Below are 13,072 nucleotides of genomic sequence, written 5' to 3' on the forward strand. Positions count from 1 at the left end.
CGCCGCTCGCCAGAGATGAGGGAAGACCGAACGACAGGAGGCAGGCGCGTGCTGGTGGTGTCCGAAGAGGTGCGGGAGGCGCTCGCCGCTCGCCGGCCGGTGGTGGCTCTGGAGTCGACGATCATCGCGCACGGGCTGCCACGTCCGCGCAACCTCCAGGTGGCTCTGGAGCTGGAGGACCTCGTACGGCGAGAGGGCGCCGTACCGGCGACGATCGCCGTCCTGGACGGCCGGGCCCATGTCGGCCTGGACAAGGAGCAGGTGGAGCGGGTCGCGAACGAGGACGGGATCCGCAAGCTGGGTCATCGCGATCTTCCCCTCGCGATGGCGGCGGGCGTGAGCGGGGCGACGACGGTGTCCGCGACGGCGCTGCTGGCCTCTCTGGCAGGCGTACGGGTGTTCGCGACGGGCGGGCTCGGCGGGGTCCACCGGGAGTGGACGGTGACCCAGGACGAGTCCGCCGACCTGGGCCTGCTGGCCCGGACCAGGATCACCGTGGTGTGCGCGGGCGTGAAGTCGATCCTCGACGTGCCCGCGACGCTGCAGCGCCTGGAGACACTGGGCGTGGCGGTGGCCGGTTACCGCACGGACCGCTTCCCGGGCTTCTACCTCTCCGACTCGGGACACCCGGTGGACTGGACTCTTGAGTCGCCGGGGCAGGTGGCGGAGGTGATGCGTGCGCAGGACGCGCTCCGCGGTCCGGAGTCGGCGCTCATCGTGGCCAACCCGGTCCCCGCGGAGGAACAGCTCGATCCCGACCTCCACGCGCGCGTGCTCGCCGACGCGCTGCGCGCCTGCGCGGAGGAGGGCGTGACGGGCCAGGCGGTCACGCCGTTCCTGCTCGACCACCTGGTCCGGCACACCGACGGGGCCTCGCTGAGCGCCAACCTTGCCGCGGTGCGCGGCAACGTCCGGCTCGCCGCGCGGATCGCGGCGGCCTGGGCCGAGGCGTGAGCGGGGGGCTGCTCGTCGTCGGGGACATCATCACGGATGTGGTCGCCCGACACCGCGGCCCGCTCGCCCCGGGCACGGACACGGCCGCCGTCATCCGGACACTGCCCGGTGGCGCGGGCGCGAACGTGGCGTGCTGGGCGGCCCACTGGGGCAACCCGGACGTGAGGTTGCTGGGACGTGTCGGGGCCGAGGCGGCCGCCTGGCACGAGCGGGAGCTGACGGCGTCGGGCGTACGGCCTCACCTGGTCGTCGACCCCGAGGCGCGCACGGGGACGGTGATCTGCCTGGTGGACACCGGCGCCTCGGCGGAGCGTACGTTCCTCACGGACAGCGGGGCGTCGCTGCGGCTGGCCCCCGGCGACTGGTCGGACGCACTGCTCGACGGTGTCGCACGACTGCACCTGTCCGGGTATCTGTTCTTCTCCGAGCCGAGCCGGGCTCTGGCGGCGGTGGCGCTGCAGGCGGCACGCGTGCGTGGCGTGCCGGTGAGTCTGGATCCGGCGTCGGCGGGGTTCCTCGCCGGGCTGGGTGTGGACCGGTTCCTGGCGCTCGCCGAAGGCGTCGACGTTCTGCTGCCCAACCGGGACGAGGCATGTCTGCTGACCGGACTGCCCGGCCCGGCGGACGCGGCGGCCAAGCTGAGCCGGTACGTGCCCCTGGTGGTCGCAAAGCAGGGCGCGGAGGGCGCACTGGTGGCCGTGTCGGGAGCGGTCCGGGCCCGGATCCGGGCGGCCCCCGCCGTTCCTCTGGACACGACGGGCGCGGGCGACGCGTTCACCGGGGCGTTCCTGGCGGCGCTGCTCGCGGGCGCGGAAGCGGAGGAGGCGGCGGAGGAGGGATGCCGGGCGGGGGCCCTGGCGGTGGAGAACGTGGGAGCACGGCCGACGAGGGCTGTCCGCTAGGGCGCTTCCCCCTCCCCCGCTTCTCGCGCCGCCGCTACTCCTTCGCTTCTCGCGCCGCCGCTACTCCTTGCGTCCCCACGCCGAGATCATCGGGGCGGTCGCCAGGTCCGTCGCGCCCGAGGCGACATGGGACAGGTGCCGGTCGATCTCCTCGTTCGTGGCGAGGCCGGCATCGACGAGCCGATCGCGGATCTGACGGACCGTCGCGGCTTCGAGGGCCGCACAGTCCGGGGAAGCGATGGGGAAGTACGCGTCGGCCTCCACGCCGCGCAGGCCCGCCTCGCGGAGCAGGCGCGGGAGTCTGCGGCCGTAGGAGAGGTCGGCGCCCCGTTCGGCGAGGAGTGTGCGGAAGGCCGTGCGCAGGCGGTTGGCGAGCCGCTGCTCGGGGCCGTACTCGTCCGGGCAGCTGAGGGGCTGGAGCGCCGGGTCGGCATCCTCGACCAGCAGCCGTCCGCCGGGGCGCAGTGCCTTGATCATCGATCGCAACGCCCGCTCCCGGTCGGGCACATGCACGAGGACGAGCCGGGCGTGCACCAGGTCGAAGTCCTCACCCGGCGGTTCCTCGGCGCCCACGTCATGGGTGCGGACCTCGACCGGGGGGCCTGCCGCCGACACGGCCCACGAGGTGTCGATGTCCGTCGCGACGACCTGACCGGTCGGCCCCACCTTCTCGGCGAGCCAGGAGACGACGGAGGCGCCGCCGGCACCGACCTCCCAGCAGCGCCAGCCGGCCCCGATACCCAATGCCTCGATGTGGCGGAAGGTCGTGGGGTCGAAGAGGGTGGACAGCGCATCGAAGCGCCGGCCCGCCTCGCTCTGCCGGTTGTCGAGGAGATACCCGTCGCTTCGCGTCATGCCGACATCATCCCAGCCGATCCGTCCGCCTGTGCGGGAGGGGACTCCGCGCCGCACGGACACGGCCCCTCGCACGGCCGTCATCCGTCACATCCCACACACAGCTTCCTCGCTCCACGTCACAACGCCCCCACTGAAGTGGAATGTTCCGTTCCCACAGGCTTCTTCGTCGATGGATGGGGACTGGCAGACTGGCCCGCGAAGGCGCGGAGTGCGGCGCGAGGAGATCCACGCGAGGAGATCCAGATGTCCATGGCAGGGAATCTGCGGAAGGTCACGAGCCTCGGCAAGGTAGGCGGCCTCCGCAAGGTGGCACGGTTGACGCGGCGGCACACGCGTGTCGATCTGAGCCACCCGGCCCGGTCCCCGCTGGGCTCCGCGGTGGTCAACTGTGTGACCTATCAGGACGGTGTGCGCGTTCCCGGGGGCCGTGATCTGGTCGAGGCCGTGGAGCGGGTCCGCAAGAGCCGCGACGGCTTCGTCTGGCTCGGACTGCACGAGCCGACGGACCGGGAGTTCGCGGGTGTCGCCGAGCTCTTCGACCTGCACCCGCTGGCGGTCGAGGACGCGGTGGAGGCACATCAGCGGCCGAAGCTGGAGCGGTACGGGGACACGCTGTTCGCGGTCTTCAAGACCGTCTGCTACGTGGAGCACAAGGAGTTGACCGCGACGAGCGAGGTGGTGAACACCGGCGAGATCATGATCTTCATCGGCCCCGACTTCGTCATCACGGTGCGGCACGGCCGGCACGGTTCGCTCGGCCCCCTGCGCGAGGAGCTGGAGGCCAACCCGCAGCAGCTCGCGAAGGGACCCGCCGCGGTACTGCACGCGATCGCGGACCATGTGGTCGACGACTATCTCAGCGTCACGGACGCGGTACAGGAGGACATCGACCAGGTCGAGACGGACGTGTTCGCGGAGAACGGCGCGCGGACCGATCCGGGGCGCATCTACCAGCTCAAGCGTGAACTCCTGGAGCTCAAGCGGGCGGTGGCCCCCCTGGGCCGTCCCATCCAGGAGCTCGCCACCCGGCCGATCCGGGTGATCGACCCGGAGATACAGGCGTACTTCCGGGACGTCTCCGACCATCTGCTGCGCGCCACCGAGCAGATAGCCGCCTTCGACGAGCTGCTCAACTCCATCCTGCAGGCGCACCTCGCCCAGGTGAGCGTCGCGCAGAACGAGGACATGCGGAAGATCACGGCTTGGGCGGCGCTGATCGCGGTACCGACCATGGTCACCGGCGTGTACGGCATGAACTTCACGTTCATGCCGGAGCTTCACTGGAGGTTCGGCTACCCGCTGGTCCTGGTAGCGATAGCCGTCGGCTGTCGCGTCCTGTACCGGGGGTTCAAGCGCAACGGCTGGCTGTGATCCCGGGGCGGTCGGCCACCGGGTGGGTCCGGGGCCGCCGACCGGGAAGCGGACCGCTTCAGCGTGTCGCACGCCTCGCGTAGACGCTCTCGACCCATACGGCGAGTTGATCGCCCGCCAGGTGCTCGGCCAGGTCGGACTCGCTGATCATGCCGACGAGGCGCTTGTTCTCGATGACGGGAAGCCGGCGGATCTGGTGCTCCTCCATCTCATGGAGCACGTCGTCGACATCGGCGTCCGCGTCGATCCAGCGCGGCGTGCCCTTGGCCATGTCGCCCGCGGTCACACGCGAGGGGTCGCCGCCCATCGCGACACAGCCGACGACGATGTCGCGGTCGGTGAGGATGCCGCAGAGCCGCTCGTTCTCGTCACTGATGGGCAGCGCACCGACGTTGAGCTCCCGCATCAACTGGGCGGCGCGGTCCAAGGTCTCGCGTGCGGGAATCCACTGGACACCACGGTGCATGATGTCTCCGGCGGTGGTCATGGAGTACCTCCCGGTGCCGGACGGCCGGCGCGGCACGGGACGCACCGCATGTCCCGGCGCACTTCATTCTCGCCGCGCGCCGGGAGAGCCGCACGGCGAGCACGCCCGGAGGACAACCATGCATTGGCGCCTGGGCCCGGGACTGCGCATACGGCCTCCGCGCTCGGACGGAGAAGCCCACGATCTTGCGGGGGACGACTCGGATGATCACGCGGACCTGGTCGTCCTTCTCCGCGGGAGGGTCGATATGCGCATGCATGTAAAGGTCGTTTCCGTGGATCGGCGGCGTGATCAGCCGTTCCAGGCGGGGTGGCGCGGGTCGTCCGCGCGAATCAGTACGTCGGCGACGGTGGCCGGGGCCGTCTCCGCTTCGTAGCGCTCGAAGGCAGGGAGGGTCCAGTGCTCGGACTCGGGGGTGCGGCGGCGGAGCGCACCGGGCGAGAGGAGGACATGGACGGTCAGGTCGAAGGGGAACCAGTGCCGCAGGAGGAGTGGACCGTGGAGCAACAGCATCCCGCCGGGCGGGAGTCGGACATAGGGGCTGCGGGTGGCGCGGTCGGTGTCCTGGTCCCACAGGTCGGGCAGGACCCGCCCGTCGCCACCGGGTTCGAGGGGGCCGAAGACCTCACGCCACAGGGCGCCGGTGTCGAGCCAGCCCTCGTAGTAGGAATCCGGGTCCCGGTGGCCGTGCTCCAGGCGGACGGAGGCGGGGCGGAGGAAGCCTTCCGTGCCGACGACGAGCGAAGGTCGGCCGCGTATCCGCAGCGCGTCGGACACGCGCTGGGCGAGGTCGCCGGCGCGTGCGGCCGGGGCTCCGTCGAAGGCGATGCGCGGCCAGGGGCTGCCGTCGTCCGGCTCGAGGTCGAGCAGCCGGTCGGCGAGGAGGTCGCCGAGCCGTTCCCAGGTGATCGCTTCGAGTCGCACAGGGCCCATGATGCCGCGCCGGCAAACCGACGGCACGGCCGGCGACGGGGGGGCAAGGTCGTGCCGTCCCACGCCGAAGCCACGGGGCGAAACGGGTACGCCGCAGTCAGCGGGCAGGCCGCAGTCGTCGAGGTCGCCGCTCGGGGGTTCGGGAGGTCGTCGCTGGGGCGTTCGGGGAATGAAGCGGTTATGGCACCTACGGCAAATCCCGCGCCCCGGAGCGGACTTCTGGTGTTCCAGCCGGTCAAGCGGCGGCACTGCGCCGAGTGCCGGAGCGGGCCCTTGTCGCTGCTGGTGCTGGAGGAGGCCGCGCCGCGGTGCCTGGACTGCGCGGACCTGGGACATCTGGTCTTCCTGCCGCGGGGCGACACGGCGCTGACGCGACGGTCGCGAGAGGCGAGTGCGCTGTCGGCGGTGGTCGTGCGGTTCAACCGGCGGCGCGGCCGCTACGAGCGGCAGGGTGTGCTCGTCGAGGAGACGGCGCTCGCGCTGGCCGAGCAGAGGTGTTTGGCGGACGCTGAGGCGCGGCGCCGACGCCGGGCACGGGACGCGCGGCGGCGGGCGGCGGAGGACGTGCGGTTCACGGAGGCGTTCGCACGGGAGATCCGGCGGCTGTTCCCCGGGTGCCCGGACGGGCGAGCGGGGGCCATCGCGGCACATGCGTCGGTGCGCGGGAGCGGGCGGGTGGGCCGCAGTGCGGCCGGGCGGGCGCTGTCGCCGGATGCGGTGACGGCCGCGGTGCGGGCGTCGGTGCGGCACACGGAGACTCCGTACGATCAACTGCTGATGAGCGGGGTGCCACGGCCCGAGGCGCGTCGGCGCATCGCCGAGGGCGTGGAGACGGTGCTACGGGAGTGGAGGCACCGGAAGGCGGCGTGATCTCTGGCCGGGCCGGGTAGGCAGGGCAGCCGGGCGGCGAGGCACGCCGGGTGCGGGCCGGCCGAGGGTCCGCGGGAGGACCGAATGCGCGATGCGCGGACGGTCACCGATCTTGTAGGTGGATTCACTTGTAGTGAGGGGGGCGGGTGGGAAGGATCCCCATGGTTGGGGGGACCGATGCGGGAGTTGACATGATCGATGGGCCGTACTTCGCGCTGACCGTGCTCGGGGCACTCGGGACCGGGCTGGTGGCGGGGGTGTTCTGCGCCTTCTCCACCTTCGTGATGAAGGGACTCGGCGCGCTGCCGCCCGCCCAGGGGGTCGCCGCGATGAACGCGATCAACAGGTCCGCGACGACTCCGGCGTTCATGACCCTGTTCGTGGGAGCGGCGGTGGTGTGCACCGTGCTCGCCGTGGTGACGTTCGTGCTGTGGCCGGACAACGGCACGGTCCCGCTGCTCGTGGGCAGCGGGCTCTATCTGATCGGAACGTTCGGAGTGACCGCGGCGGCGAACGTCCCCCGAAACGACACCCTCCTGCGGATGGACCCCGGCTCTCCGGAGACCGCCGTGTACTGGCGCGCGTATGTGGGCGAGTGGACGATGTGGAACCACGTCCGCACGGTCGCCGCGGCCGGCGCCGCCCTGTCCTACGTCCTCGCCCTCACATGAGCCCCGGGGCCGGTCACCGGGGCCCCGACACCGAGGGGCGCACGGGGCGACGGCGTCGTATCGTGGCACGAAACGACCCGGTACGCGTGCGCAAGGGGGACGGCCATGGCCGATCCCAAGGGTTTCATGACCACACCCCGCGAGGAGTGGCCCCGCAGACCCGTCGAGGAACGGGTGCGGGACTGGAACGAGGTGTACGTCCCCGGCGCGCTGCTGCCGATCATCAGCCGGCAGGCGGACCGCTGCATGGACTGCGGGATCCCCTTCTGTCACGACGCCTGCCCGCTCGGGAATCTGATCCCCGAGTGGAACGACCTCGTCTCGCGCGAGGACTGGCGTGCGGCGAGCGACCGGCTGCACGCCACGAACAACTTCCCCGAGTTCACGGGGCGGTTGTGTCCGGCGCCGTGCGAGGCGGGGTGTGTGCTCGCCATCAACCAGCCCGCGGTCACCATCAAGAACGTGGAAGTGGCCATAGCGGACCGTGCCTGGGAAGAGGGGTTCGCGCCCCCGCGTCCACCGGAGCGGCTGTCGGGTCGGACCGTCGCGGTCGTCGGATCCGGGCCTGCGGGGCTCGCGGCGGCCCAGCAGCTCACGCGCGCCGGGCACACGGTGGCGGTGTACGAGCGTGCGGACCGGATCGGGGGGCTGCTGCGGTACGGGATACCGGCGTTCAAGATGGAGAAGCGCCATCTCGATCGGCGGCTGGAGCAGATGCGCGCCGAGGGGACGAAGTTCCGTACGTCGACGGCCATAGGAAGGGACATCAGGGCCGACGAGCTGCGTGCGCGTTACGACGCCGTGGTGATCGCGACCGGTGCCACGGCCTGGCGTGAACTGGATGTGCCCGGACGGGAGTTGGCCGGCATCCATCAGGCGATGGAGTATCTGCCGCTGGCCGACCGGGTGTGCGAGGGGGACCTGGAGGTCTCGCCGCTATCGGCGGCCGGGAAGCACGTCGTGATCGTGGGGGGCGGGGACACCGGGGCGGACTGCCTCGGCACCGCCGTGCGCGAGGGGCCCGCGTCCGTGACCCAGCTCGACATCTATCCCCAGCCGGAGGCGGCCCGGAACGAGGAGGCCGAGCCCTGGCCGACGTATCCGAAGATCTACCGGCTGTCCGCCGCGCACGAGGAGGCGCGCGACCTGCGGACGGCACCCGCGGCGGACGCCGACGCCCGGCTGTTCGCGGCCTCCACGCTCCGCTTCACGGGGGACGCGGACGGGCACGTACGGGCGCTGCACCTGGTCGAGGTGGACGAACGCAGGCAGCCCATGCCGGGCACCGGGCGGACGATCCCCGCCGACCTCGTGCTGCTCGCGCTGGGGTTCTCCGGGCCCGACCGCCGGGACGGGGTGATCGACCAGCTGGGGCTGGCCCTCGACGCACGCGGGACGATCGCACGGGACGAGGACTTCGCGACGAACGTCCCCGGCGTGTACGCCGCCGGGGACGCCGCGCGCGGCCAGTCGCTGATCGTGTGGGCGATCGCGGAGGGACGGGCCGTGGCGGCGGCGGTGGACCGACGGCTGGCCGGCGGTGCGACACGCCTCCCGACGCCGATAGGGCCGTACGACCGGCCGATGACGGCGTAAGAGCTCCGAACAATACGGGCGCCCGGCTCGCGGCGTCTGGCACGCACGGCCGTGGATGGGAACATCCGTGGCCGGTCGACGGCTCACGACCCCTGTGGTCCGGACCGCGGGCACCCGGCCGCCCCAGCAGCCCCGACAGCCCGGCGCCCCGGCAGTTAGGGCTTGCGGCCCACCGCCCCGTAGCCGGGAATGACCCCGTCGTCCTGTCCGGGAACCGGCTCGCCCAGCTCCGGGCGCCACTTGTGGACCACCTCGACACCGGGTTCGACGAGGTCGAGTCCGTGGAAGAAGCGGGCGAACTCGTCCCGGAAGCGCAGCGCCAGCGTGACTCCCGCCGCCCTGAGCTTCTCGGTCGCCGCCGCCGACTCCTCCGGGGTGAAGTCCGCGGTGGCGTGGGACATCATCAGAAAGCTGCCGGAGGGAAGTTCGGACAGCAGCCGCTCGACCAGTTCGTGCGCGCCGTCCTCGTCGGATACGAAGTGCAGCAGCGCGACGAGCGAGAGAGCCACCGGCCGACCGAAGTCCAGGACCCGCTTGGCCCCCTCGACGATGGCGGCCGGGTCACGCACATCGGCCTGCAGGTACTCGGTGACCCCTTCGGGCGTGCTGCGCAGCAGGGCCGCCGCGTGGGCCAGCACGATGGGATCGTTGTCGCAGTAGACGACGCGCGCGTCGGGCGCGATCTCCTGGGCGATCTGGTGAAGGTTCGGCTCGGTCGGGATACCCGTGCCGATGTCCAGGAACTGCCGTACGCCGTTCTGGGTCAGCCAGCGGGTGGCGCGGTGCATGAACGCGCGGTTGACCCGCGCCATCACCGGCACCCTCGGCTCCAGGGCGAGCATCTGCCGGCCCATCTCCTCGTCGACGGGGTAGTTGTCCTTCCCGCCGAGGTACCAGTCGTACATGCGTGCAGGGTGCGGCTTGCTCGTGTCGATGAGCACGGCGTCCGGGGCGGGGTCCTGCCCGGTCATGAGGAACTCCGTAAGTCTCTGGGGAAGTCAGTGGTCAACTGAACGCCAAGTCAGTGGTGCGGATAGCAACGGGACTGAGAAGGCAAGGGGGTCAGGAGAGCAGGAAGTCCGCCTCCCCTGCCTTGGCACCCTCGATGAACGCGGTCATCTCGTCGGAGGTGTAGATCAGCGCGGGCCCGTCCGGGTCGGTGGACTGACGGACGGCGATCCGGCCGTCGGGGAGCTTCATCGCCTCCAGGCAGTTGCCGCCGTTGCCTCCGCTCCACGGCTTGTGCCAGCCCTCGCTGCCAAGTTCACGGGCGGGCATGCCGTTGTAGACGCGTTTGCGCGGCGTCATGCGTTCCATTCAGAGCTCCTTGCGGAGATCCTCGAGGATCTCCTTCGTGCGTTGTGCTGTAGCGGCCTGAGCCGCCATGCGGTCCATGACCTCGAGGTGGGTCGCCACCTCGGCACGTGCGTCCAGGTAGACGGCACCGGTCAGGTACTCGCTGTAGACCATGTCCGGCAGTTCCGGCATGGCGAATCGGAACAGCACGAAGGGCCCGTACGTGCCCGGGTGCGGACCCGAGGAGAACTCCAGCACCTGCAGCGTCACATGGGGCAGCTTCGTGACCTCCAGCAGCCGCTCGACCTGGGCGCGCATGACCTGCCGGCCGACGACCGGGCGGCGCAGCGCGGTCTCGTCCATCACGGCCCAGATGCGGGGCGCCTGCTCGCGCACGAGCAGTTCCTGACGCTGCATGCGCAGTGCCACATGGCGCTCGATGTCCTCGGGGCTGGTCTGCCCGATGGCTCCCGATGTCAGGACGCCACGCGCATACTCCTCGATCTGCATGATTCCGGGTACGAAATGGGGCTCGTACTGGCGGATGAGCGCGGCCGCGCCCTCCAGGCTGACGTACATCGAGAACCAGCCCGGCAGGATGTCGTGGAACCGCTGCCACCACCCCGGCCTGTTGGCCTCCTCGGCCAGTTGGACGAAGGCCTCGGCCTCCTCGTCGCTCACCCCGTACGACTTCAGCAGCAGCTGGAGGTACGGGATCTTGAGGGCGACCTCGGCCGTCTCCATGCGGCGGACGGTCGCCGGCGCGACGCGCAGCACGCGCGCGGCCTCCTCCCGCTTGAGACCCGCGCGTTCACGCAGATCCAGCAGGCGTCGGCCGAGGACGACCTGACCGACCGTCGGTGCCGACCGCGGCTCGCTCACCCCGCACCTCCTCCTGTCCTTCTGGGTCCTGACCGCCCGAACGGCGCCGCTCGAATCGTTTCCGCACCGTTCCCACGCCCCGCGTTCGCACGCTCAGCGCGTGACGGACGAACTCCTGGCGCAGGCACCGGACTCGCGAGTCCGTGTTCCCGGTCCCAACTGGCGCTGTCCGGCGCCCTGTTGCGAGCAGTGTGCCACGGCCCTTCTCGGCGTCACACTGCACTCTGCAATTTTCAGAGTGACTCTTGCCAAGTGTTCACGCCAAGGCGATAGTGGCATGCGTGATTCCGTCCGCGCCGTTAGGAACAGACGCCGCCGCACGCCGGTTCGGACCGGGCAGCGCCACAGGGCCCCGCCCCGGCACGGCCGTTGAGCGCCGGTTCCGCTTCGAGTTGGCCGCACACCCGAGCTCCGTCGCCCGGGCCCGGCGGCTGACGCGTGCCCGGCTGTCCGGCTGGGCGGTGGGCGAGGACACCTGCGACACGGCCGCTCTGGTCGTCTCCGAACTGGTCACCAACGCGATCGTGCATACCGCCGGCGAGCACGTGGTGTGCGAACTGCACGACCAGGGCGACCTGGTGCGCATAGCCGTACGTGACGAGGGATGCGCTCCGGGCGAGCCGCATCCCGCACCACGGGGCCCCGAGGAGGAGCACGGGAGGGGACTGCTCCTCGTCGCGGCACTGTGCCGGGGCTGGGGGGCCCTGGAGGCGGGACCCGGGCTGCTGGTCTGGGCCGAGCTGGCACGGGAGACCGACCAGCCGGCGTCCGGCGCACAGCCCCGCCCGCCGCGGCCGTCCCGGGACCTGTCGTGTTCCGGCAGCAGGTCCCGGGCGGCCGAGGACACGACGGCCCGGTCCGACCCGGGCCGTAGCGCCAGGAAGCCGCCCACCGACGGCGAGGCGCGCTCCGACCTGGGCTGGGGTGCCAAGCGGCCCCCGGCCGGTGGCCGTGGCTCCGGGGCGGAGACGTCCCGGGGAACGGGAACCGCATGGGTGTGAGGGGTACGCACGCCACAGGACCCGGGGCCGCACAGGTCCTGGCCCTGGACTCGCTGGTCCGCCTCGGGCGGGCCCGGCGGACGTCCGGGGCGGTGTCCAGGCCGCTTCCCCTGCCCGAGGGCATGACGGTTCCGCTCGGTTGCGACGCGGTGGCCGTGCCCGCCCGCTATGGTCCGCTGCTGCTGGCCAGGCTGCCGCGGGTGGGCTGTGTGTACGCCGACCGGGCCGAGTGGTGGTGGATCGTGCCGTTCGAATCCGATGTCGCACTGGACTGGCCGGCGCCCGCGCGCTACGCCGCGGGAGCACTCGTCACGGACGCACCGGCTCCCCCCGGACTGATTCACCTGCCGGACGGCACCCTGCCCTACACCCCGCCGATCCCGCTCTATCTGGCACTGTGCCGGGTCATGGGCACGCCTCCGGCATGGTCGCGCCCGATCAGTGCGTGAACGTACGGCCGTCCGCGTGGCGCATGCGCCGTCCGTGCCCCCGCTCACCAGGGTCGGTAGGGCGCACGACCGCTCCCCTCACCGAGGAACGCCTCGCCTCCTCGGTCGCCCAGGCCGGTGCGCAGGACGTGGTGGCGGACCTGCCGCGCGGTCTCGATGCGCTCCTCGCGCGCGGCTTCAGTGGCGGGCACGAGCTGTCGGGCGGACAGCGGCAGCGGCTCGGCATCGCGCGGGCCGCCTACCGGCGCGGACAGATCCTGATCGTGGACGAGCCGACGGCCGCGCTCGACGCCCGGGCCGAGCTGGAGGTCTTCGAGAAGATCCGTGCTCTGGCGGGCTCCGGACAGACGGTCATCCTCATCACGCACCGGCTGGCGTCGGTGCGCCCCGCCGATCTCGTGCACGTGCTGGACCAGGGGCGGCTCGTGGAGTCCGGCACTCCGGACGAACTCCTCGCCGTCGGCGGCCTCTACGCGGAGCTGTACTCGCTGCAGGTTGAGCAGTTCGCGGCGAAGGTGCCCGCCCCGGACGCCGGCTGAGCCGAGGGCAAGGGCGGTGTCACTCGGCGGCGTCCGCTCCGGGCACGATCACCAGGAACGCGTCCGTCGCGAGATCCATGACGACCTCCGCGGGCTGCCCCTCCAGGCGGCGCGCCTGCGCGAACTCCTCCGCGGGCCACGAGCCGCGCGGCCCGCCGGCGGGAAAGCGCTCCAGCACCGTTCTCCCGTTCACCCTGCACCTCCTTGTCGCGCCGTGTCTCGACGAGCCGATCCCGGTCGGCTCGTAGAGTTAAACGCCTTGC

At 71.7% G+C, this 13,072-nt stretch carries 15 protein-coding genes and 1 pseudogene; 9 read left to right on the top strand and 7 right to left on the bottom strand.

Translation table 11 applies throughout. The features are described from left to right. Nucleotides 1-48 precede the first annotated feature (48 nt). Together ASC56_RS14120 and ASC56_RS14125 are read left to right on the top strand one after the other, a co-directional pair. The gene (locus tag ASC56_RS14120; protein ID WP_055491715.1) at nucleotides 49-954 is read left to right on the top strand and encodes a pseudouridine-5'-phosphate glycosidase; all 906 of its coding nucleotides are present in this window, start codon (nucleotides 49-51) and stop codon (nucleotides 952-954) included. Continuing rightward, on the top strand, nucleotides 951-1,856 hold the full coding sequence (locus ASC56_RS14125; protein ID WP_234376956.1) for a carbohydrate kinase family protein: 906 nt from the start codon (nucleotides 951-953) through the stop codon (nucleotides 1,854-1,856). Before ASC56_RS14120 ends, ASC56_RS14125 begins: the two co-directional genes overlap by 4 nt. 60 nt (nucleotides 1,857-1,916) lie before the next feature. On the opposite strand, the gene ASC56_RS14130 is transcribed toward ASC56_RS14125, so the two are convergent. Continuing rightward, nucleotides 1,917-2,711: a methyltransferase domain-containing protein gene (locus ASC56_RS14130; protein ID WP_055491929.1), complete on the bottom strand. Its 795-nt coding sequence runs from the start codon at nucleotides 2,709-2,711 to the stop codon at nucleotides 1,917-1,919. Nucleotides 2,712-2,957: 246 nt separating this feature from the next. On the opposite strand from ASC56_RS14130, the gene ASC56_RS14135 reads away from it, so the two are divergent. Further along, the gene (locus tag ASC56_RS14135; RefSeq protein ID WP_055491717.1) at nucleotides 2,958-4,085 is read left to right on the top strand and encodes a magnesium and cobalt transport protein CorA; all 1,128 of its coding nucleotides are present in this window, start codon (nucleotides 2,958-2,960) and stop codon (nucleotides 4,083-4,085) included. A 58-nt stretch (nucleotides 4,086-4,143) separates the two neighbouring features. Here the strand turns inward: ASC56_RS14135 and ASC56_RS14140 are convergent, their stop codons facing one another. Beyond that, on the bottom strand, nucleotides 4,144-4,572 hold the full coding sequence (locus ASC56_RS14140; RefSeq protein ID WP_055491718.1) for a CBS domain-containing protein: 429 nt from the start codon (nucleotides 4,570-4,572) through the stop codon (nucleotides 4,144-4,146). Between the two features lie 291 nt (nucleotides 4,573-4,863). Further along, nucleotides 4,864-5,505, bottom strand: a complete 642-nt coding sequence (locus tag ASC56_RS14145; protein WP_055491719.1) for a hypothetical protein — start codon at nucleotides 5,503-5,505, stop codon at nucleotides 4,864-4,866. A gap of 180 nt (nucleotides 5,506-5,685) precedes the next feature. Between ASC56_RS14145 and ASC56_RS14150 the strand changes: the two genes are divergently transcribed. The 3 genes from ASC56_RS14150 to ASC56_RS14160 all read left to right on the top strand — a co-directional run bounded on the left by ASC56_RS14150 (nucleotide 5,686) and on the right by ASC56_RS14160 (nucleotide 8,642). Further along, nucleotides 5,686-6,375: a DUF2293 domain-containing protein gene (locus ASC56_RS14150; protein ID WP_055491720.1), complete on the top strand. Its 690-nt coding sequence runs from the start codon at nucleotides 5,686-5,688 to the stop codon at nucleotides 6,373-6,375. A 191-nt stretch (nucleotides 6,376-6,566) separates the two neighbouring features. After that, on the top strand, nucleotides 6,567-7,046 hold the full coding sequence (locus tag ASC56_RS14155) for a DUF1772 domain-containing protein (protein ID WP_055491721.1): 480 nt from the start codon (nucleotides 6,567-6,569) through the stop codon (nucleotides 7,044-7,046). 105 nt (nucleotides 7,047-7,151) lie between these two features. Next, complete coding sequence (locus ASC56_RS14160) at nucleotides 7,152-8,642, top strand: glutamate synthase subunit beta (protein ID WP_055491722.1); 1,491 nt, start codon at nucleotides 7,152-7,154, stop codon at nucleotides 8,640-8,642. Between the two features lie 155 nt (nucleotides 8,643-8,797). On the opposite strand, the gene ASC56_RS14165 is transcribed toward ASC56_RS14160, so the two are convergent. From ASC56_RS14165 to ASC56_RS14175, 3 genes are all read right to left on the bottom strand, one after another. Then, on the bottom strand, nucleotides 8,798-9,613 hold the full coding sequence (locus ASC56_RS14165; RefSeq protein ID WP_055491723.1) for an SAM-dependent methyltransferase: 816 nt from the start codon (nucleotides 9,611-9,613) through the stop codon (nucleotides 8,798-8,800). Between the two features lie 91 nt (nucleotides 9,614-9,704). Continuing rightward, nucleotides 9,705-9,959, bottom strand: a complete 255-nt coding sequence (locus ASC56_RS14170) for a DUF397 domain-containing protein (RefSeq protein ID WP_055491724.1) — start codon at nucleotides 9,957-9,959, stop codon at nucleotides 9,705-9,707. Further along, nucleotides 9,960-10,820 carry a helix-turn-helix transcriptional regulator gene (locus ASC56_RS14175; protein WP_055491725.1) on the bottom strand — a complete coding sequence of 287 codons (861 nt, stop codon included), beginning with the start codon at nucleotides 10,818-10,820 and terminating at the stop codon, nucleotides 9,960-9,962. A 272-nt stretch (nucleotides 10,821-11,092) separates the two neighbouring features. Between ASC56_RS14175 and ASC56_RS14180 the strand changes: the two genes are divergently transcribed. The 3 genes and pseudogenes from ASC56_RS14180 to ASC56_RS14190 form a co-directional block, all read left to right on the top strand. Next, nucleotides 11,093-11,821, top strand: coding sequence for an ATP-binding protein (locus tag ASC56_RS14180; RefSeq protein ID WP_055491726.1), 729 nt, complete (start codon nucleotides 11,093-11,095; stop codon nucleotides 11,819-11,821). Continuing rightward, entirely contained in the window at nucleotides 11,812-12,270 is a 459-nt protein-coding gene (locus tag ASC56_RS14185) for a hypothetical protein (protein WP_055491727.1), read from the top strand. Before ASC56_RS14180 ends, ASC56_RS14185 begins: the two co-directional genes overlap by 10 nt. A gap of 53 nt (nucleotides 12,271-12,323) precedes the next feature. Continuing rightward, nucleotides 12,324-12,809, top strand: a pseudogene (locus ASC56_RS14190) (ATP-binding cassette domain-containing protein); the annotation flags it as partial. Nucleotides 12,810-12,828: 19 nt separating this feature from the next. Here ASC56_RS14190 and ASC56_RS41185 read toward each other — a convergent pair. Then, entirely contained in the window at nucleotides 12,829-13,002 is a 174-nt protein-coding gene (locus ASC56_RS41185; RefSeq protein ID WP_199835986.1) for a hypothetical protein, read from the bottom strand. Nucleotides 13,003-13,072 lie beyond the last annotated feature (70 nt).

Origin of the sequence: Streptomyces sp. TP-A0356, from assembly GCF_001417775.1 — a bacterium.
Classification (GTDB): Bacteria; Actinomycetota; Actinomycetes; order Streptomycetales; family Streptomycetaceae; genus Streptomyces.